This is a genomic window from Hydrogenophaga sp. (assembly GCF_018780385.1).
Lineage (GTDB): Bacteria > Pseudomonadota > Gammaproteobacteria > Burkholderiales > Burkholderiaceae_C > Hydrogenophaga.
The window spans coordinates 1-19920 of sequence record NZ_JADMJO010000071.1 but is presented as its reverse complement, the minus strand read 5'-3'; the positions used below and the strand labels follow the sequence as shown (position 1 = coordinate 19920).

Below are 19920 nucleotides of genomic sequence, written 5' to 3'. Positions count from 1 at the left end.
GAAATGGGTGAGGTTCGGGCGGGAATCAGCGGCGCAGGATGTAGCGCTGCACCGCGGCATTGTGCTCTTCGAGCGTGGCGCTGAACTGGCTTGAACCGTCGCCCCGCGCCACGAAATAGATGGCGTTGGTGTCTCCTGGCTGCACGGCCGCCCGCAGCGACGCGGCACCCGGCATGGCGATCGGCGTGGGTGGCAGCCCGGCGCGGGTGTAGGTGTTGTAGGGCGAGTCGGTCAGCAGGTCGTCGCGGCGCAGATTGCCGTCGAAACGCTCACCCAGGCCGTAAATGACGGCAGGGTCGGTTTGCAGACGCATGCCGATGCGCAGCCGGTTGGAAAACACACCGCCGATGCGGCGGCGGTCGCTTTCCAGACCGGTTTCCTTTTCGATGATGCTGGCCAGGATGAGCGCCTCTTCCGGGGTGCGCAGCGGCACGGTGCTGTCTCGCTGGGCCCACGCGTCGGCCAGGCGCTTGTCCATGGCCTGAGCGGCCTGGCGCAACACGCTGGAGGCGTTGGCGCGTTTGGCCACGCGATAGGTGTCGGGGAAAAACCGCCCTTCGGGGTGGCGACCGGGGTACCCGATGAGGGCCATGATGTCGGCCGAACTCAGGTTGTTGAGGTCCTGGGTGAGGTCGGGCGAGGCGCGCACCAGATCGAACACCTGGCGGTAGTTCCAGCCCTCCAGCAGGGTGATGGTGCGAAAGGCCTGCTCGCCCCGCACCAGCTTGGAGAGCAGGCCGCGCGGCGTGGTGCCCGGGGCAATTTCGTAGCTGCCGGCTTTGATGTCACGCGACTGGCCCGACACCCGGAACCAGCCGTACAACAGCACCCAGGGTGTCTGAACACCCGACGAAGCGAGTTTTTCAGCAACGCCACGGGCCGACTGACCGGGCTCGATCTCCACGTCCAGGGGCTTCTGCTCGGTCACGCCGGAGGCCAGCCGCAACGGTTCATCGATCCACCACACACCGAAGGCACCCGCGATCAGCAGGGCCACCAGGGGCAGCACGAACATGAGTTTGAGTAGGCGTAACAAGGGTGTGAGCTCAGCAGGGGGATGGGTCTGGCGCGAAGCGCCTGAAGCGGGCACACGATGATAATCGGGCACTTCCACAGCGAGGCGTTCCTCTTGCGCCGCCCCTCCCCCATGACGCCACCCTTGAATCTCGATAGCACCCAAGCTCTTCACGGCGTCGCCAGGTTGACCGGGCTGGGGGTGATCCAGGTCGATGGAGAAGACGCCGCGACATTTCTCCATGGCCAGCTCACCCACGATTTCGCACTGCTGGGCCTGTCCGAAGCGCGCCTTGCGGCCTTCTGCTCGGCCAAGGGCCGCATGCAGGCCAGCTTCGTGGGTTTCAAGCGCAGCCACGACCAGATTCTGCTGATCTGCAGCCGGGACCTGCTGCCCGCCACGCTCAAGCGGCTGTCGATGTTTGTCTTGCGCGCCAAAGCCAAGCTGAGTGATGCCAGCGAGGCCTTCACCATCTGGGGCCTGGCCGGCAGCACCGTGCCCACCACCCTGCCGGATGCGCCGTGGACGCAGTGGCGCAACGAAGACGCCAGCGTGGTGCGCCTGTACGCCGCCGACGGAACCGCGCGCGCCCTGTGGGTGGCTCCCGCCTCCGCCGCAGCGCCCGCCGGTGACACCTTGAGTGAAGACCTGTGGAACTGGCTGGACGTGAAAAGCGCGGTGGCCACACTCAGCCAGCCGGTGTTTGAGGCCTTCGTGCCGCAGATGCTCAACTACGAGTCGGTCGGCGGCGTGAACTTCAAGAAAGGCTGCTACCCCGGCCAGGAGGTGGTGGCGCGCAGCCAGTTTCGCGGCACGCTCAAGCGCCGGGCTTATCTGGTGCACGGCCCTGAGGCCCTGGCCGCCGGGCAGGAGGTGTTCCACAGCCGCGACGCCGAGCAACCCTGCGGCACGGTGGTCCAGGCGGCGCCCCACCCGGGCGGCGGCTTCGATGCCATCGTCTCCATGCAGACCAGCGCGGCCGCCGATGGCAGCTTGCACGCCGGCAGCGCCAGTGGGCCGGCGCTGAGCTTGCTGCCCCTGCCCTACCCGCTGCTCGACGACATTTGAACCAGGCTCGGCATGTGCTTGATTGCCTTTGCGCTGAACGCTGACCCGGTCTGCCCCTTGCTCATCGCCGCCAACCGCGACGAATTCCTGGATCGGCCCACCGCGCCGCTGCACCGCTGGCGGCTGGACGATGGCACCGAGGTGGTGGGCGGTCGCGATCTGCGTGACCGCGGCACATGGCTGGGCCTGACCACCCATGGGCGCGTGGCCATGCTGACCAACGTGCGCCAGCCGGTGCAGGAACCCGCCCGGCGCAGCCGTGGCGAGCTCGTCACACGATGGCTGCAGAGCGATGGTGATGTCGGGCGGTTTGCGGCCGGCATCGCCCCGGCCGAGTACGGCGCCTTCAATCTGGTGGTGGGCGACTTCCATGCCCGCGCCTGGCACTGGCTGGGCAACCGCGACCCCGACGCGCCGCACGGTGCTCAGGCGAGCGTGCTGCACCAGCGTGCGCTGGGTGCCGGCATCTTCGGTCTGTCCAACGCGAGCCTGGACACACCGTGGCCCAAGACCCTGCGACTGAAAGCCGCGATCGGCGAATCGCTGACCACGGCATCCGACTGGTTGTCTCCCTTGTCAGTGGCCCTGACCCACGACCAGCCGGTGCTGGACCCGGAACTGCCGCACACCGGCGTGCCCGACGACCTGGAGCGAGCACTCTCCAGCCCGTTCGTGCGCATGGCCGATCGCGCGTATGGCACGCGCACCAGCCAGGTGGTCAGCGTGCGAGCGCAGCCGCAGGGCTTCGCCGTGACCGTCCATGAATGGACCCACGATCCCGCTCTGCCTGTGGCCCGCCTGGTGCCCGAACAAGCCCACCTCGAAACGCTGGTGTGGTGAGCCTCAGAGCCGCTTGAACATGGTCACGTGCGGGATGCCGGCCTCTTCGAACGGCGCGCCCAACACCGTGTAACCCAGCCGGGCATAGAAGCCCTCTGCGCTGCGTTGCGCGTGCAACACCACCTCGGCATCGCCGCGCTCACGCGCCGCTTCCATCAAGGCCTCCAAGACATCACGCCCCAGGCGCCCGCCGCGCAGCGTTCGGTCCACCGCCATGCGGCCGATCTTGGACGTGCCCGGCTCGTGGGCCAGCAGGCGGCCAGTGGCCAGCGGGCGGCCCAGCCGGTTGTAGGCCACGGCGTGCACGGCTGTGGTGTCGGCCTCGTCCCACTCCAGCTCTTTCGGAATGCGCTGCTCTTCGACGAACACCGCGGTGCGCAGGCGCTGGGCGTCCGGGCCGAGTTCGCTCCACGCGCCCACGCGCACCTCGGTCACAGCCTCGCCCGCCTCATATCCCGTCAGGATGTCGCGCAGCAACGCGGGCACCGGTCGTGAAGTCTGCGTGGCCGGGTCGGCAAAGACGTAGATGATCTCGCCGGTGATCAGGTGTTCGTCGCCACGGAAGATGGCGCCGGTGAAGGTGAGCGAGGAGTTGCCGATGCGGCTGCACCTCATGGCCACCTCAAGCTGGTCGTCCACCCGCGCCGAGGCGTGGAACTCCACCGTGGCCTTCACCACGTACAGGTCGCCGTCGAGGTGCTCCATGCTTTCCTGGTAGGGCAGACCCAACGCGCGCCAGTAGTCGGTGATGGCGGTGTCGAAATACATCAGGTAGTGCGCGTTGAAGACGATCTTCTGCATGTCCACCTCGGCCCAGCGCACGCGCAGGCGGTGGAAGAAGCGGAAGTCGGCGCGGTGTAGTGGCATGTCAGTTCTCTTTGAAAGCTTGGCGCAGCGCTCGGGCTGCGTCGTTGTGGGCGGTCAGTGCCTGGGGAATGGCACGGCCGAAGTTGATGAAACCGTGCACCACGCCGGCGTAGATCTCGATGTCCACCGCAACGCCCGCATGCCGCAGCCGGTCGGCGTACATCACGCCTTCGTCGGTGAGTGGATCGCACTCGGCCAGGCCGATCCAGGCCGACGCCACGTCGTCGAGCTCGCGCACGTGGCCATGCTCGTCCACGCCGTCGAGGGGGGCAAAGCGCCAGTCGTCGCGGTCGGCCGCGCTGCGCAGGTAGTGGCCGAAAAAGTAGCTGATGTGCCGCTCCTCCAGCAGAAAGCCCTCGGCAAAGGTCTTGTGCGAGGCGGTGTCCTGGTGACCCACGCAGCCGGGGTAGAAGAGCATCTGCAGCGCCAGCGGCACACCGGCATCGCGCGCCGCAATCGCCGTCACAGCGGCCAGTGTGCCCCCGGCGCTGTCGCCGCCCACCGCGATGCGGTTCGCATCCAGACCCAGCACGCTGCATTGCTCGCGCAGGCCCATCAGGCTGTCCCAGGCGTCATGCACGGCGGTCGGAAACTTCCACTCAGGCGCCAGCCGGTAGTCCACCGACACCACGGCGCAGTGCGCCAGATGGGCGAGGTGGCGGCACAGCGCTGCGTGCGTGGCCACGCTGCCCACGGTGAATCCACCGCCATGGAAGTACAGCAACACCGGCAGGGCGACTTCGGAATCCGGTGCAAACAACTGCGCGCGCAGCTCCACACCATCGCGCGCGGCGAAGCGCAGGTCTTCCACCCTGGGCAGTTTGTGCGAAGGGATCTCCAGCACGCCTGCGCCCGCCTCGTAGGCCAGCTTGGCCTGCGCCGGCGTGAGCGCGTGTAGTGGCAGATGCCCCGCTCGTGCAATGCGCTCCAGCACATGGCGCATGGCCGGCGTCAGGAGCGAACGGGGGTCGGGATGGTGGGGCATGGGTCAACATTGTGGCGGGCACGCGAAGGCGTGGTCACAAGCCCTGTCTTTTGGGTGACGGACTGCGGGTTGGCGGCATAGGCGGATCGCGGCGCGAGCCCTATAGTTTTCCATCAACAAAAATCCACACCGGAGACCGCCTTGGCCCAGATCCTCTACATCACCAACATCCTGATCGACTTCGGCGTGCTCTCGCAGTTGCAGGCCGAGTGCGAACGCGTGGGCATCCGCCGCCCGCTCATCGTGACCGACGCCGGCGTGAAAGCCGCGGGTCTGCTGGACAAGACCACCACCGCCCTGCCCGGCCTGAGTCCCGCGGTGTTCGACCAGACCCCGTCGAACCCGACCGAGGCCGCCGTGCGCGCCGCCGTGGCGGTGTACCAGGCGCAGGGTTGCGACGGGCTCATTGCCCTGGGCGGCGGCAGCGCCATCGACTGCGCCAAGGGCGTGGCCATCGCCTGCACCCACCCGGGTCCGCTCAAGACCTACGCCACCATCGAAGGTGGCTCACCGAAGATCACCGACCGCGTGCCACCGCTCATTGCCGTGCCCACCACGGCGGGCACCGGCAGCGAGGTGGCGCGTGGCGCCATCGTGATCGTGGACGACGGCCGCAAGCTCGGCTTTCACAGCTGGCACCTGGTGCCCAAGACCGCCCTGCTCGACCCCGAACTCACGCTCGGTCTGCCGCCCATGCTCACCGCCGCCACCGGCATGGACGCCATCGCCCACTGCATGGAAACCTTCATGGCACCGCCCTTCAATCCACCGGCCGACGGCATCGGACTCGATGGCCTGACGCGGGGCTGGGCCAACATCGAGCGCGCAACGAAAAACGGGCAGGACCGCGACGCGCGCCTGAACATGATGAGCGCGAGCATGCAGGGCGCGATGGCCTTTCAGAAGGGCTTGGGCTGCGTGCATTCGCTCAGCCACAGCCTGGGCGGCGTCAATCCGCGCCTGCACCACGGCACGCTCAACGCCGTCTTCCTGCCGGCCGTGATCCGCTTCAACGCCGAGGCCGAATCGATGAAGAAGGACAACCGCCTGCAGCGCATGGCGCACGCCATGGGGCTGGCCAGCGGTGGTGATGTGGCCGAGGCCATCACCGACATGAACGCCCGCCTGGGCCTGCCCACAGGCTTGGCCGCCATGGGGGTCACACCCGACCTGTTCGACAAGGTCATTGAAGGCGCGATGGCCGATCACTGCCACAAGACCAATCCTCGCCTGGCGACAGTTGAGGACTACCGGGCGATGCTGCAAGCCGCCATGTGACCCCGGGGCCGCGGCCCCGACACACCCCCGCATCCGCACGCCCGCACACCGGGCCTGCCGCCGAATTTCCGGGCGCGACACCCTGCTGTCGCGCCCTTTTTTCGTGCCTTGCACATGCCCGGCGCAAGCCGCTGCATGCCTCGCCGCACCCCGTTGCGGTGCGTTTTTCGAGTCATCGATTCATGAGCGTTTCATAACCTGTTCGTCAATCCTCAAACGGGTGATTGCCGCAGACTGCCCTCACTGAATTCGATGCCTCCACGGATGACGACAGCCCTGTGTTGAACAGGGCTCCCGGGTGGGTGCATCTGAATTGAGCTCAGACAACTTCCAACCAGGGTCGACCATGACATTCGCATCTCTCTTGAATTCCTCCGACACCACCTTGACCGCACGGGAAACCGAAATCCTCGATTTCATCGCACGCGGCCTGACTTCCAAACAGATCGCACGGGAACTGAACATCAGTCCCTACACGGTGAACACGCACCGCGACAACCTGCGCCGCAAGCTGGGTGCGCACAACGGCGCGCAGCTGGCGTCCTGCCGAGCGCACCTCTCGTTCAGCCAATCGGGCGAGGCGGCAATGGTCCGCAAATTCTGATCGCGTTGCCCGCCCCTCCCCCACTTTTCAGGAACCCCTCATGTCGACCACCATTCCCTATTCGCCCTCGCTCGTGCTGGGCAGCATCATCGACCCCGCTGCCATCGCCACGTTGCTGGCGGTGTCGGCGGCTCAGACGCCCATCGACGCCGCGCAGGAAACCCTGAACTCCTTCATTGCCATGAAACGCAGCCTGGAAATGACGGTTCAGGAGCTCATCAACATGAAGATCGATCCCAAGGATCTGGTGAAGAAGGTGCAGGAAGTGGGTACCGATGTGGACAAGGCCGCCACCGCCTACGCCACGACCCGCCTGGAGCAGGAGCTCAAGCTGCAGCCGTTGCGCGCGAAGATGCAGATGGTCAATGCCAGCGTGGAGAGTCCGATCGACTACAACCGCACGCAGATCAAGACGTTGCCCCTGGCGGCCGACTCGCTGAAGATGGACGCGCAGTTCTTCACGTTCGACGACAACCAGGAAAACGACAGCAACACCCTGGGCAACATCAAGTCCTATGTCAGCGCGGCCACCTCCTTCCTGGGTATCGACGCGTCCTTCGACATGGCCAAGACCGCTGTGGACCAGGTGGACAAGCAGCGCCAGCTGCACAAGATTTCGGGCACCCTGGTGCTCACCGCCAGCTGCACCCACAAGGAAGCTCAAGTGCTCTCGCCGCTGTGCCTCGATGTGGACAAGGCCATCCGCGTGTGGAACCAGCTGTTCCCGGGTGAGAAGCTGCGCACGGACGAAGACGGCATGCGCGAGGTCGTCGAGCACGAAGGCTCGCCGCAGGAGAAGGCCTTCAACATCATTTCGGGCGCCACGCTGGGTTCGAGTTTTGTGGGCATGGTGCACGTGCTCGATGTCGACAAGACCTCCAGCAGCCAGGACGACGACTCGACCGAGCGCGACGCCAAGGCGACGCTGGCGCTGGGCGCCGCGGTGGCCTCGATCAAGGGGGGCTTCGGCGTCAACAAAAGTTTCGCCAGCGACGTCAAGAAGCTGCTCAGCACCCAGAACATCAACTCCCACGTCACGCTCATCACCGCGGGCTTCATCCCCACCATCAAAGCGAACGATGTCGCCATCGGCGTCAAGCAATTCGCCAGTTTCGACCCTTCGGACATGATGACCAGCCTGGCCAAGCTCTCCGATTTCACCTCGGCCGATCGCAACTCGGCCCAGCAGGCTGCCACCGCGGCGCGCACCAAGGGCGAGTTCGTGGCCCTGAAGACCGCCAACATCGAGAGCGTGATGCAGAGCCTGTCCCAACTCGACGACCAGAAGAACAGCATGCTCGACATCTCGTCGATGGTGGTGGCGTTCGAGGATTACGTGAACACTGCCACGGCGGTCACGCTCGAGACCCCGATCGGTGTGCCGATCAACTACTACCTCAAGCCGATCACGCGCACTCAGCTCGCGCAGATGTGGGTCTCAAAGTACTACCCCAACAAGTACATCGACATCCAGGGCGATGACACGCCGCGTCCGAAGAAGGAAGCGCCCGCCAGCTGAGCGCACCGATGCGCTGACCCCCCCGCCCTGTTTGCAATCCCCTCTTCCCCCGGAGCCTTTCCATGCCCTCCTCCATTCCATATTCACCCTCCCTCGTGCTGGGCAGCGTCGTGCATCCCGCTGCCATGGCCACCCTGCTGGAGATGTCAGCCCTGCAGACGCCTGTCGATGCGGCGCAGGACACGCTCAATTCGTTCATCTCGCTCAAGCGCGGCCTGGAGATGACCTCCAGCGAGCTGGTGAACATGAACATCGATCCCAAGGACCTGCTGGCCAAGATGCCCGACGTGGACACCCAGCTGGAAAAAGCTGCCGTGACTTACGCCACCACGCGCGTTCAGCAGGAGCTGCAGATGCAGCCGCTGCGGGCCAAGGTGCAACTGGTCAACGCCGGTGTGGAAAGCCCGATCGACTACCAGCGCACCGTGATCAAGCCCATGCCGCTGGCGGCCGACACGCTGAAGATGGACGCGCAGTACTTCTCGTTCGACCAGAACGAGCAGAAGGCCCAGAACACCATCTCCAACATCCAGAAGTTCATCACCCTGGCCGGCAGCTACGGCGATGCCGAGGGCGGTTTCGAGATGGCCAAGACAGCGGTCAAACAGATCAACCACCAGCGCCAGATGCACAAGGTCGCCGGCACGCTGGTGCTCACCGCCAACTGCACGCACCGCCAGGCTTCGGTGCTGGCGCCGCTGGTGCTCGACGTGGACAAGGCGGTGCGGGTGTGGAACCAGCTGTTCCCCGATGCCAAGGACAAGCTGCGGCCCGATGCCAACAGCATGGCCAAGATCGCCACCCAGGTGGGCTCTCCCGGCGACAAGTCGTTCAACATCATCTCGGGCGCCACCTATGGCTCCAGTTTTGTGGGCATGGTGCACATCCTGCGCAAGGAAACCACAGCCACGAGCCAGGAAATGGAGTCCGACGTGGTCGATTTCCAGGTACGGGCCGCCAAGAAGGACTGGATCAGTTCGGCCAGTGGTGCGCTGGGCGTGGAGGACACCGATGCCGATGACGAAAAGTCGCTGTCCAGCCGCCAGGAGATCACCTCGCACGTGACCGTGATCACCTCCGGCGTGATCCTGGGCATTGCCAGTGCCGACATACAGATGGCCGTGAAGACGTTTTCCGTGGAAGAAGGCAAAAGCACCATGGACGCCCTGGCGGCCCTGGCCAACAAAGCCAACACCGAAGTCCAGTCCACGCAGGCCCTGGCCGCCACCGCCCGTTCGGGCCAGGCGTTCACCGACCTGCAGGCCAACACGGTGCAGAGTGTGTTGACCAAGCTCGGCGAGATGCAGGGCATGAAGGTCAAGGTGCTCGATGTGAACTCCCTGATGACGGCCTTCGACAACTACGTGACGGCCGCGCGCAAGGGTGGCATCGGCGTGCCGATCAACTACTACCTCAAGCCGATCACGCGCACGCAGCTCGCTCAGCTGTGGATGAACAAGTACTACCCCGACAGGCTGCTCGCCATCCAGGGCGACGACACTGCCGCGGCTGATGCTGCCGCAAGCCAGTAAGGAGGCGAGCGATGACCGCAGACGATCTGGCCACCCTCACCGGGCGGCCCAGCAATGAAGTGGCATCCTGGCTGGGGCCGATCGAAGCCGCCATGGCCGAGTTCCAGATCAACACCCCAGCCCGCGAGGCGGCGTTTCTGGCGCAGATCGTCCACGAGTCGGACGGCCTGCGCGGGGCAGCGGAGAACCTCAGTTACAGCGCCGCGCGCTTGCCCGTGGTGTGGCCCCGGCATTTCTACCTGGCTCCCGACGAACCCGATGGCCGCCTGGATGCCAGCCTGTTTGAACACCACCCCGAGGCGCTGGCCAATGTCGTCTATGCCAACCGCATGGGCAATGGACCCGAGAGCAGTGGGGACGGCTGGCGCTACCGGGGGCGAGGCCTCATCCAGCTGACCGGGCGAACCCTCTATACCGAAGCGGGGACGGCCCTGCAGCTCGATCTGGTCAACCAGCCCGACGCCCTCCTGCAGCCCGCCGCAGCCGCTCGCGTGGCTGGGTGGTACTGGCAGCACATCAACGGCAACGCGCTGGCCGACCCCGCCACACCGCAGTCCTTCGAGCAGCTGACCGTGGCCATCAACGGTGCATTGCTGGGCCAGGCCCACCGCGAGCAGTTGTGGAAACAAGCACAGACACTGCTCAGCACCGAGGCCTGAACACCCACCCAACGAGGTCTCCCATGAACCGTCTTCTTGTCCGTTTGGTGGCCTGGCTGTGGGTGTGTCTGGCACCTTCGGTCTGGGCCCAGTCGAGCGCCGTCCCCACAGTGGCTCCTGCGCCCCTCGTGAGCGCACTCATCGGTGAACTGGAGATCGACCACATCATCGAAGTTCACGTGGATCGCCTGGCGGACTGGAATCTGGCCATCGGTGGACCCACCGCGAACCGCGCGGGTCCCGCGTCGGCGCACCCAGCCTGGCAGCTGGTGCCCTACCTCAACGGGCGCGCCCTCACCGGCGTGACTCCACTGGCGGTAGACCTGGGCCAGGGCCGCTTGCAGTTTCACCTGCGCATCACCGAGCAGAACCGGGACACATGGACGCACCTGCTCAGTCCGCTGACGTTCCAGCGGGCGGTGGGATTCAGCGTGGGTCTTGAACAGGTGGATCCGTTCGCCACCGACCTCACACCGACCAGCCGGCGCGCACTCCTCACGGTGATCAACTGGCGCTGGTTGCTGGCCGCCGTCCTGACCGTGGCGACTTTCAGCATGGCGTTCTGCGCACTGGCGATGCACACCACCCTGTTGATGGAGCGCTACAAATCCCCGGATGGCAGGCTGTCGCACCGTTTCAGCCTCGCCAAGGTTCAGCTCGCTTTGTGGTTCTTCGTGATCTTCGGAGCCTTCCTCGTGATCTGGCTGGCCACGGGCAACTTCGACACCTTGAACAGCTCCATCCTGTCCACGCTGAGCATCAGCGCCGGCACTGCGCTGGGCGACACGTTCGTGAAGGCCGCAGGCCCCAGCACTGCGACGTCTGCCCCGCAGGCCGCCCAGACAGACATCTTCCTGGCGCCTCGCTGGACGGCGCAGCGCTTCATGCGCGAACTCGTCTCCGACGACGAAGGCTGCTCGATCGCCCGCTTTCAAATGCTGGCGTGGACCGTCGCGCTGGTGATCGTGTTCCTGGCCGATGTTTTCGACGACCTTCAAATGCCCGTCTTTGGCCCCGAGCTGCTGTACCTGCTGGGTTTGAGCACGGGCACCTACGTGGCGCACCGGTTGCCCGAAATGCAGCGCGATCGTCAGCGAAGTGGCGCAGCAAGCCTGGCTCCCGCGCCTGCGTCACTGCCCACCCGGTCCGGATGAATGCGTCACGAATGGTCGTTGCTTAGGTCGACAAACCTATGGTGCATGTCGTTACAACGTTCTATAAAGTCGCATCTTTTCGAATTAATTAATACTTACATCGTATTCATGGTGTTCGGCAAGGTCGTCCCAGGCCGGATGTCCAGGCCGGCGCAACCCCAGCCCAGAGGGCAGGCGGCGGGGACCGCTGGACTGATTGGCTCGAAAACTCGAAGAAGTGGAGACATGGCATGGCGAATCGCCCACAAGGAATTCAAGATGACGGAAAAAAGCATAGCCTGGCGGGAGGAATACCACTTCGCGAACTGCGTCATTCGCAGCGACACGCGAGAACTGCTGCGCGACGGGGTGGCCCAGAAGATCGAGCGCCGGTCATTCGACCTGATCTTGTACCTCCTGAAGCTTGAAGGGCGGGTTGCCAGCAAGGACGAACTGCTGGAACACGTGTGGGGCAACCACTTCGTTTCCGAATCGGTCATCGCGCAAAGCATCATGAAGGTTCGCAAGGCGCTGGGGATCACCGGCAAGGAGCCCGGCCCGATCAAGACCGTTCACCGGGTGGGTTATCGGTTTGCCAGCGAAGTGAGAAAGGGCATCCCCTCGTCGTCGCCCACCGCACCCCCGCTGCGCCCACCGGGCCCGACCCGCATCCTGTGGCTACCCACCGATTGCGCTCTTCCTAGGGCGGACCTGTCCTGGGTCCGCTACGGCCTGATCTCGGTCGCGACTCACGTGTTGCACGGGCATGGCGTGCCCACGGTTCCGGCCAGCGAAGCGATCCGGCTGCACGAATCGCTGGAAGAAGATGGCACCCACTGGGCTGAGGATCAGAGACCCGGCATCCGCGAGATCGGCATACCGATGGTGCGAAGCCGAATGACGGCGCTGGGCGATCAGTTCCGACTTGAATGGTGGATGCAGATCAACGGCATCGGTCATGGCAATCAAATCGAAGGCCCTGCCCCAGCCGAACTGGCCCTGCGGGCGGCCCGGGAAGTTGCGCTCATTGCGCGCATGCGATCGGGGGTGCAGCTCACTCCGGGGCATGAAGCGAAGTTCTGGGAGGAAGCGAGCCAGCTGGTCGCGCTGTCCGTGTCTCTTGATCAGACCGACAAAGCCCTGCCGCTGATGGCGATCTGTGTCGACATGCCGCAGTGTCCTCTGCACATCTGGGCCGAGTATGTGCTGGTGATGGCTCAGCGAGCAGACGAGACCACTCCCGCACTCGCCCAGCGCATGGCGCAACTGGCCCGCCTGACACAGGACTGCGCGTACGAAGGGTGGGCGCTGCTGTGCAGTGCCGAGTACCAGGTGCTCCAGCACCGCACAGCTGAGGCCATCGAGCAGGCCATGAGCGGTGTGGCCATGGTGCGCCACGCGGCGCCACATGCATGCCATGCCAGAGCACTGCTGCTGGCATCTCACGTGCTGGCGACAGCGGGCAAGTCCAGCGAGGCCTCCGTGCTGTGGCGGGAAGCCGCCACCCTGGTGAGCCAGGTGCCCTCCCCTGACATGGTGTGTCGTGTGCATCTGCTGCGATGCGAACTGGACCACATGGGCATGGGACAAACCGGTGGTACGGAAAGCCCCACCGACGGGTTGGCTCCAGCGCGTTGGTTGGGCCTGACACCCATGACCGCCCGGATACAGGTCTTGCATGGGCTTCAATCCTGTGCGCGTGGAGAGTGGGCGAGCTGCCGTCGGCAACTTGAAGCCGGCCTGCATGCGAGCGAGAACGGAAAATCTGCACTCGCGCGATTGTTCGCGCATCTTCAACTGGGGAGTTTTCACGCGCGTTGCGACGACCAGGCCGGCCTGGTCGCCTGCATGAACGCGGTCGACCAACCTGCATTGCGCTTGGCGCCCATGGGCAACGCGGTGGGCCGCTGGTTACAAGCCCGTCGGTGCTATCTGGCGGGTGATGCGGTCCAGGCGCTGTCGCTGGCCGAGGCGGCCATGGAAGAGATGGCCGATTTTGGTGTCTGGTGCGCAGAGGACCACTGGCTCTTCGTGGCTCAGCTGGCCCTGGTGGCAGGCAACCGGCGTACGGCTCGTGCCCTGCTCCAGCGGCTGCAGGCCAGACATGAGCGCCGCCCGCTTCAGACGCGGCAGGCCACGGCGCTCGCCGTGGAGGGCATGGTGGAGTACGCCGAGGGCAACGCGAGCAAGGCCCTGTTGTTGTTCGAACAGGCCTGCCTGCTGGCGCGCGGCTCCCTGATGGCCAACATCCTGCTGTTTGGACACACGTGGCTGGCCTTGATCGATGGTCGCAACCCGTCACCCGCGCAGTTGGCGCCTGCCGGGCAGTGGGTGGACGCCACGCGCGAAGGCCGGCACCTGCGCGCCATGCTGCTGAACAAGCCTTACTGGGCAATCGCGCAACGGCATCATCCTGTCTTGCTGGGAACGGCTGCCGGCTTGATGCCGCACAGGGTGTCCGATGTGGGTGAAGGCGGTCATTCGAGTTACGCGCACTACCTTCCGCTGCCTGTGTGATGTCCCGGTTTTGCACCAGAGCACTGGCGCTGACGGACCGCGCCTCGTTTGTCGAGTTCGAGCGGAACAACCGTGAACCGTTTGAGCACTTCAATGAGCCGCACCCGCCTCGCTACTACAGCGATGTCGGTCTTGAGCAGGCTTTCGACAAGCTCCTGGCGCGCCAGGACGACATGCGGTTTCTGACCCGCGTGACCACCCGAGGTGATGCCGCGCAGTGGGTAGGCAAAGGCAGCCTGACCGTGCACAACACCGACGAGGGCGACTTCGCCATGCTGGTGTACCAGACGGATCGTCACCACTGGAAACAGGGTGCCGCCAGCGTTCTCCTGGCAGACCTCATACACGAGGCCCAGGCGCTGAGCATGTCCAGGGTGGACGCACTGATCGCCAGCGACAACGTCGTGTCATTGCATCTGTTGCGCCGCGCGGGTTTCAAGGTTGTGGGCTGGAGCACACCAGCGGCCCTGCTCCGTGGCCATGCCCACTGCCTGCAGCTAAGCCGGCCCTTGAGGGGTGTCGTCGGGCCGTCCCTGGCGCGCGCCCACATGCACCAACCCGCGTGACTCCGCCAGCTCGACCTGGCGCTGTCGCTCGGCCAGTTGTGCCTTTTCCTGCGGGCTGCGTTGGTCGTGGCAATGGGGACAGCTCACGCCCTTGATGTAGTGCGGCGAGGCCTTCTCGGCCGAGCTCAGAGGCCAGCGGCACGAGCGGCAGAGCTCGTGCGGGCCGGGCTGCAAGCCGTGGCCCACGCTCACGCGCTCGTCGAACACAAAACACTCGCCTTCCCAGGAGCTCTCGGCGGCCGGGATTTCCTCCAGGTATTTGAGGATGCCGCCCTCGAGGTGGTAGACCTCGTCGAAGCCACGCATCTTCATGAGCGCGGTGGATTTTTCGCAGCGGATGCCGCCGGTGCAGAACATCGCCACCCTGGGCTTCTTCCCGTCTTGCAACGCCGGTTGGGCGTCGAGCCAGGCCGGCAGTTCGGTGAAGGTCTTGATGTTGGGGTTGACCGCGCCCGAGAAGGTGCCGATGGCCACCTCGTAGTCGTTGCGGGTGTCGATCACCAGCACGTCCGGGTCGGCCAGCAGGGCGTTCCAGTCCTGCGGCTTGACGTATTGACCCACGGTCTTGTTCGGATCCAGACCCGGCACGCGCAAGGTCACGATCTCATTCTTCAGCCGTACCTTCATGCGGTGAAACGGCGGGTGATCGCTCCACGATTCCTTGTGGGGCAGCCGGGCCAGGCGAGCGTCGGATCGCAGGTGCGCCAACACGGCGCGCACACCTGCCTCGGGCCCGGCGATGGTGCCGTTGATGCCCTCGCGTGCGATCAGCAAGGTGCCCTTGACGCCGTGCGCCTCGCAGCAGCTTTGCAGTGGCTCGCGCAGATCGGCATGGTCGGGCAGGTCGACAAACTGGTACAGCGCGGCGGTGAGGTACTTGGGGGCGGAAGGCTCGGCGGTCATGGCCGCAATTATCCCCCTGCCCCGCTGCTTCAAAGCGGCAGCACCCGAGCCGGGTCGGGTCGCTCGAGCCATTGTGCGAACTCGTCGGCCAGCTGCTGGCTGGCGGCAGTGGCGGCGCTCCAGGCCTTCCTGCGCGCGGCGGGGTCTGGCCCGTAGCGGTTGAAGTCCTGGCGATCCGGCAGCTTGGCGTTGGGCAGCGTCTTCACCCAGTCCGGATCGGGCGCGAGCACCAGCATGTTGTCCAGCGCCGCGCTGCTGCGGTGCCGGCCCTTCCAGGCCTTGTCCAGCCAACCCGGCACCACCGCCTGCTGGAAGTGGGGGTACAGCACGATCGGTGCCGTGGCGGACACTTGGTAGTGCAGGTGGAGGTGGTAGTCGGTGATGCCGCCGTCCCAGTAGGCGCCGGGCGGCGCACCCTCAATGCCGTGCACCGGGCGCAGCACGAAGGGAATGGAACAGCTGGCCTGCAGCGCATCCATGAAGTTGGCTTCACTCAGCGGCACCTGGCGGGTGCGGAAGTCCTGTGTGGCAAACGGCAACTCGGGAGCGGTGGAAAACACCACCCGCTCCAGCCAGGCACCCAGCGCCTTGCGGTGCAACGCATTGGCGGCGAATGCGCCCAGATAACCCAGCGGTGTGCGCACGCGGCCCTCGCGGCCCAGCAGGTGGCGCCCGCGCGAGGTGACGATGTGCAGGTGGTAGCGCGGGTGGTTCAGCACCTCTTGGATGCGCCCGCCGTAAAAGAGCTTCAAGCTCCCACCAAACTGCTCGCTGACCTGGCCGGGCGTGGGTCGTTCCTGACCCGGCGGCAAGGCGTAGTGCTGGGCAATGTAGTCGCGCTCCAGCCGCTCGAAAGCCGCCACCGAGGCACCGAGGCAGGCCGTGGCCATGCGCCAGGCGCCGATGGAGGCACCCACGAGATGCACCGGCTGGCTGCTTTGCGGCAGCCACTGGCCAAACAGGAATCGGTCGAGCGGACCGAGGATCAGGCCCTTGGGCCCACCGGCGGCGGCGGGGATCACACCCACGTGTTGCGGGTGCAGACCGTGTTGCTGGATGTGCTGGCGCGCGCGCGGGCCGGCGTAGAGGCGAAGGGCTTGCATGGGCTGCGATTGTGTCGCAGCCCGCTCTCACGACGTGACTTGGTCGCCCGGGGTTTCTTCGGCCTCGGTGATTTCGGTGTGGCGCGAGATGGAAGGGATCTCTTCGGCCACCACAGTGTCGGGGTCGATGCCCAGCACCAGACCCACCGGGTCGGGGTAGGTGTTGATCAGCAGTTCGGAGCGCATGGACTGCTCCTCGGCGCGGGCGCGCCAGGAACCGATGTGGATCACGCCGGCAATCGGCTCGTACACCTCGTTCTCGAAGGGCGCCGTCTGGTGTTCGATGGCGTTGATCATGCGCTTGGGGAAGTTCCACTCACGTGCCAGCGCGGCCCCCACCTCGGCGTAGCTGTACCCAAAGAGGCCCCGCTCCGCAGCGGAGCGCTTGAGGTCGAGCATGGGTACGCTGCGGTCCAGATCGATCATGGCCTCGGGCATGCCCACGTGCATCACGAGCTCGCCAATGCCGTGGATCAAGCCGGCGGTGAAGGCGGTGTTTTCGTCGATTCGGATCGGCAGTGCGATGTAGCGCGAGAGGTTCGCGGTGTTGAGGCTGTAGCGCCAGAACTGGTTGAGGTTGACGCCACCCACGGCGTGGAAACCTTCGCCGAGCGAGGCGGCAATGACCAACGCACGCACCTTGATCAGGCCCAGCACCTGGATCGCTTCGCGAGCGCTGGACACCGAGCGGTGCAGGCCGAAAAAGGCCGAATTCGCCGTCTTGAGCAACCTGGCGGTGAGCACCGGGTCGTCTTCGATGTAGGCCGCAGCCTGCATCGCGTCGACATTTTCCCGGTCGAAGGTCTCGATCAGTTTTCGCACCACCTTGGGGGCCGAGGGCAAGGCATCGGGCCGTTTCAGAAGCTTGTCGAGTTGCATGTCTTTTCCCCGCCTAAGGTGCCCACCCGAATGGGGTTTGCTGTACTTTTTATCGCCTTAAAGCCTTCGCACTTGAGGTCTTTTTCAGTCAATGAACGCGCCCAGCGCCTGGCTGAACGACCACTCCGACGGGTCCTTGCCCAGCACGCTGTCCAGATCGAGCCCGAGCGAGAGGCCCACCAGGTCCGGGAAGGTGGCGACCAGCCCGTTTTCGTCGAGCTGTATTTCCTCGGCGCGTGCGCGCCATGAGGCCAGGTGCAGCACACCACCCAGCGGGTCGTAGGCCTCGCCTTCGAAGGGGCTGATCTGGTTGTTCAGGGCCGAGACGATGGTGGTGGGGAACTGCCACTTTTCGGCCATGCCCGCACCCACCTGGGCATAGGTGTAGCCAAACACCGACATCTCGGCCTGGGCGCGCTGCAGGTCCAGCGGTGGCGTGCCCATGTCGAGTGGAGAGATCAGATCGGGCATGGCGATGTGCATGATCAGGTCGCCGATGGCGTGGATCAGGCCGGCGGTGAAGGCGTTGCTCTCGTTCTGACGCAGCACGCCCGCCAGGGATTTGGAGATGTCGGCCACGCGCAGGCTGTAGCGCCAGAACTGCGGCAGGTTCACACCGGGCACGTTCTTGAAGCTGGACCCCAGAGCCGCGGCCATCACCAGCGAACGCACGTGCGTCATGCCCAGCATCGCCACGGCTTCCTCGGCGCTGCCGATCTTGCGGCTGACCCGGAAGAAGGCCGAGTTGGACAGACGCAGCACCCGGGTGGTGAGCGACGGGTCCTGGGAGATCAGGTCGGACACCCGTCTGGGGTTCGGGTCGTCCTTGTTCATCTCCGCCAGCAGGTCGGACACGGTGCGCGACATGGCGGGCAACGCGCGGGGAAAGTTCAGCAGGGCTTCGAGTTGCATGGGAAGAAGTCCGGTAGAGACTTTGGGTCTTTGGGCGTGGTGAAGGCCGGTGAAGGCTTGTCCTCCCCTGTATCGGCCCCAACGCCCCCAACTTGAGCCCTGGCCCAAGCCCTCACTTGCCGGTATTCAACCCGCCCTTGCACCGGCCTTTGTCAGCGCTTCGGATCTTTGCCCGTGCCCTGCAGCCGGGCAAAAGCCGAGGCCATGGCCGAGGGCGCAGCAGCGGCCGACGCGCCGGGGGCATGTCGCCCCTCCGGACGGCCCGCCCGCACCGGCTCGAAGCGGTTGTCACGCGGCCCCGCGCCCTGCCCTGCGCCGCGTCCTGGCGCTTCGCCCAGTTTCATCGACAGGCCGATGCGCTTGCGCGCCACGTCGACCTCCATCACCTTGACCTTGACGATGTCGCCCGTCTTGACGATCTCGCGCGCGTCGTTGACGAACTTGTGCGCCAGTTGGCTCACATGCACCAGCCCGTCCTGGTGCACGCCCAGGTCGATGAAGGCACCGAACTGGGCCACGTTGCTCACGGTGCCCTCCAGGATCATGCCCTCGCGCAGGTCGCTGATGTCGTCCACGCCGTCGTTGAAGCGTGCCACCTGGAAATCGGGGCGCGGGTCTCGACCTGGTTTTTCGAGTTCGCCCAGGATGTCCTTGACGGTGATCACGCCAAAACGCTCGTTGGCGAACAGCTCTGGCCGCAGGGTCTTGAGCATGTCGGCGCGGCCCATGAGCTCGGCCACCGGCTTGCCGGTGCTCTTCATGATCTGCTCGACCACCGGGTAGGTCTCGGGGTGCACACCCGTCATGTCCAGAGGGTTGTCGCCACCACGGATGCGCAGGAAGCCCGCGCTTTGTTCGAAGGTCTTGGCGCCCAGGCCGGCCACGTCCATGAGCTGCTGGCGGTTCTTGAAAGCCCCGTGCGCCTCGCGCCAGCGCACCACGGCCTTGGCCACGCTGCCCGACAGACCCGACACCTTGGAGAGCAGAGGCACGCTGGCGGTGTTGAGATCCACACCCACGCCGTTCACGCAGTCCTCCACCACCGCGTCCAGCGTGCGGGCCAGCTCGCTCTGGTTCACGTCGTGCTGGTACTGCCCCACGCCGATGCTTTTGGGATCGATCTTCACCAGCTCTGCCAAGGGGTCCTGCAAACGGCGCGCGATGCTGGCCGCGCCGCGCAGGCTCACGTCCACGTCGGGCATTTCCTGAGAAGCGAACTCACTGGCCGAATACACCGACGCGCCAGCCTCGCTCACCACCACCTTCTGGACGGCACCCGTTCGCCCTGAGCCTGTCGAAGGGTCCGTTTTTTCCAGCTGCTTCATCAGGTCGGCCGCCAGCTTGTCGGTCTCGCGGCTGGCGGTGCCGTTGCCGATGGCAATCAGGTTCACGCCGTGCTTTTCACCCAGCAGGCGCAGGGTGTGCAACGCACCATCCCAGTCGCGCCGGGGCTCGTGCGGGTACACCGTGGCGGTGTCGACGAGTTTGCCGGTGGCATCGACCACCGCCACCTTCACGCCGGTGCGGATGCCCGGGTCCA

At 65.5% G+C, this 19920-nt stretch carries 17 protein-coding genes and 1 pseudogene; 10 read left to right on the top strand and 8 right to left on the bottom strand.

Annotated elements, in window-relative coordinates; translation table 11 throughout:
* Window positions 1-25: 25 nt before the first annotated feature.
* Entirely contained in the window at window positions 26-1036 is a 1011-nt protein-coding gene (gene mltG / locus IV113_RS19220) for an endolytic transglycosylase MltG (protein WP_363318644.1), read from the bottom strand.
* Window positions 1037-1147: 111 nt separating this feature from the next.
* Here mltG and IV113_RS19215 point away from each other — a divergent pair, with 111 nt between their 5' ends.
* The gene (locus IV113_RS19215) at window positions 1148-2083 is read left to right on the top strand and encodes a folate-binding protein (RefSeq protein WP_291088312.1); all 936 of its coding nucleotides are present in this window, start codon (window positions 1148-1150) and stop codon (window positions 2081-2083) included.
* 12 nt (window positions 2084-2095) lie between these two features.
* On the top strand, window positions 2096-2923 hold the full coding sequence (locus tag IV113_RS19210) for an NRDE family protein (protein WP_291088310.1): 828 nt from the start codon (window positions 2096-2098) through the stop codon (window positions 2921-2923).
* Between the two features lie 3 nt (window positions 2924-2926).
* Here the strand turns inward: IV113_RS19210 and IV113_RS19205 are convergent, their stop codons facing one another.
* Complete coding sequence (locus IV113_RS19205; RefSeq protein ID WP_291088308.1) at window positions 2927-3790, bottom strand: YbgC/FadM family acyl-CoA thioesterase; 864 nt, start codon at window positions 3788-3790, stop codon at window positions 2927-2929.
* Window position 3791: 1 nt separating this feature from the next.
* Entirely contained in the window at window positions 3792-4775 is a 984-nt protein-coding gene (locus IV113_RS19200) for an alpha/beta hydrolase (protein ID WP_291088306.1), read from the bottom strand.
* Between the two features lie 141 nt (window positions 4776-4916).
* Here IV113_RS19200 and IV113_RS19195 point away from each other — a divergent pair, with 141 nt between their 5' ends.
* The 8 genes and pseudogenes from IV113_RS19195 to IV113_RS19160 all read left to right on the top strand — a co-directional run bounded on the left by IV113_RS19195 (window position 4917) and on the right by IV113_RS19160 (window position 14583).
* Window positions 4917-6053 carry an iron-containing alcohol dehydrogenase gene (locus IV113_RS19195; RefSeq protein WP_291088304.1) on the top strand — a complete coding sequence of 379 codons (1137 nt, stop codon included), beginning with the start codon at window positions 4917-4919 and terminating at the stop codon, window positions 6051-6053.
* Window positions 6054-6438: 385 nt separating this feature from the next.
* Window positions 6439-6657: pseudogene (locus tag IV113_RS19190) on the top strand (helix-turn-helix transcriptional regulator); the annotation flags it as partial.
* 40 nt (window positions 6658-6697) lie between these two features.
* Window positions 6698-8176, top strand: a complete 1479-nt coding sequence (locus IV113_RS19185; RefSeq protein WP_291088302.1) for a hypothetical protein — start codon at window positions 6698-6700, stop codon at window positions 8174-8176.
* 62 nt (window positions 8177-8238) lie between these two features.
* Window positions 8239-9708: a hypothetical protein gene (locus tag IV113_RS19180; RefSeq protein WP_291088300.1), complete on the top strand. Its 1470-nt coding sequence runs from the start codon at window positions 8239-8241 to the stop codon at window positions 9706-9708.
* Between the two features lie 11 nt (window positions 9709-9719).
* A complete protein-coding gene (locus IV113_RS19175; RefSeq protein WP_291088298.1) occupies window positions 9720-10367 on the top strand; it encodes a glycoside hydrolase family 19 protein in 648 nt (215 codons plus the stop codon).
* A gap of 23 nt (window positions 10368-10390) precedes the next feature.
* Window positions 10391-11521 carry a hypothetical protein gene (locus tag IV113_RS19170; protein ID WP_291088296.1) on the top strand — a complete coding sequence of 377 codons (1131 nt, stop codon included), beginning with the start codon at window positions 10391-10393 and terminating at the stop codon, window positions 11519-11521.
* On the top strand, window positions 11522-14017 hold the full coding sequence (locus IV113_RS19165; protein ID WP_291088294.1) for a winged helix-turn-helix domain-containing protein: 2496 nt from the start codon (window positions 11522-11524) through the stop codon (window positions 14015-14017).
* On the top strand, window positions 14017-14583 hold the full coding sequence (locus IV113_RS19160) for a GNAT family protein (protein WP_291088382.1): 567 nt from the start codon (window positions 14017-14019) through the stop codon (window positions 14581-14583). The genes IV113_RS19165 and IV113_RS19160 overlap by 1 nt, the downstream gene beginning before the upstream one ends.
* Here the strand turns inward: IV113_RS19160 and IV113_RS19155 are convergent.
* From IV113_RS19155 to IV113_RS19135, 5 genes are all read right to left on the bottom strand, one after another.
* On the bottom strand, window positions 14515-15486 hold the full coding sequence (locus IV113_RS19155) for a rhodanese-related sulfurtransferase (RefSeq protein ID WP_291088292.1): 972 nt from the start codon (window positions 15484-15486) through the stop codon (window positions 14515-14517). The two genes, IV113_RS19160 and IV113_RS19155, sit on opposite strands and share 69 nt — an antisense overlap.
* Window positions 15487-15515: 29 nt before the next feature.
* Window positions 15516-16589: a patatin-like phospholipase family protein gene (locus tag IV113_RS19150; RefSeq protein ID WP_291088290.1), complete on the bottom strand. Its 1074-nt coding sequence runs from the start codon at window positions 16587-16589 to the stop codon at window positions 15516-15518.
* A 27-nt stretch (window positions 16590-16616) separates the two neighbouring features.
* On the bottom strand, window positions 16617-17468 hold the full coding sequence (locus IV113_RS19145; protein ID WP_291088288.1) for an HDOD domain-containing protein: 852 nt from the start codon (window positions 17466-17468) through the stop codon (window positions 16617-16619).
* A gap of 84 nt (window positions 17469-17552) precedes the next feature.
* The gene (locus IV113_RS19140; protein WP_291088287.1) at window positions 17553-18380 is read right to left on the bottom strand and encodes an HDOD domain-containing protein; all 828 of its coding nucleotides are present in this window, start codon (window positions 18378-18380) and stop codon (window positions 17553-17555) included.
* 152 nt (window positions 18381-18532) lie between these two features.
* Window positions 18533-19920: helix-hairpin-helix domain-containing protein (locus IV113_RS19135; RefSeq protein WP_291088285.1), on the bottom strand; the 1388-nt coding region annotated here is incomplete at its 5' end.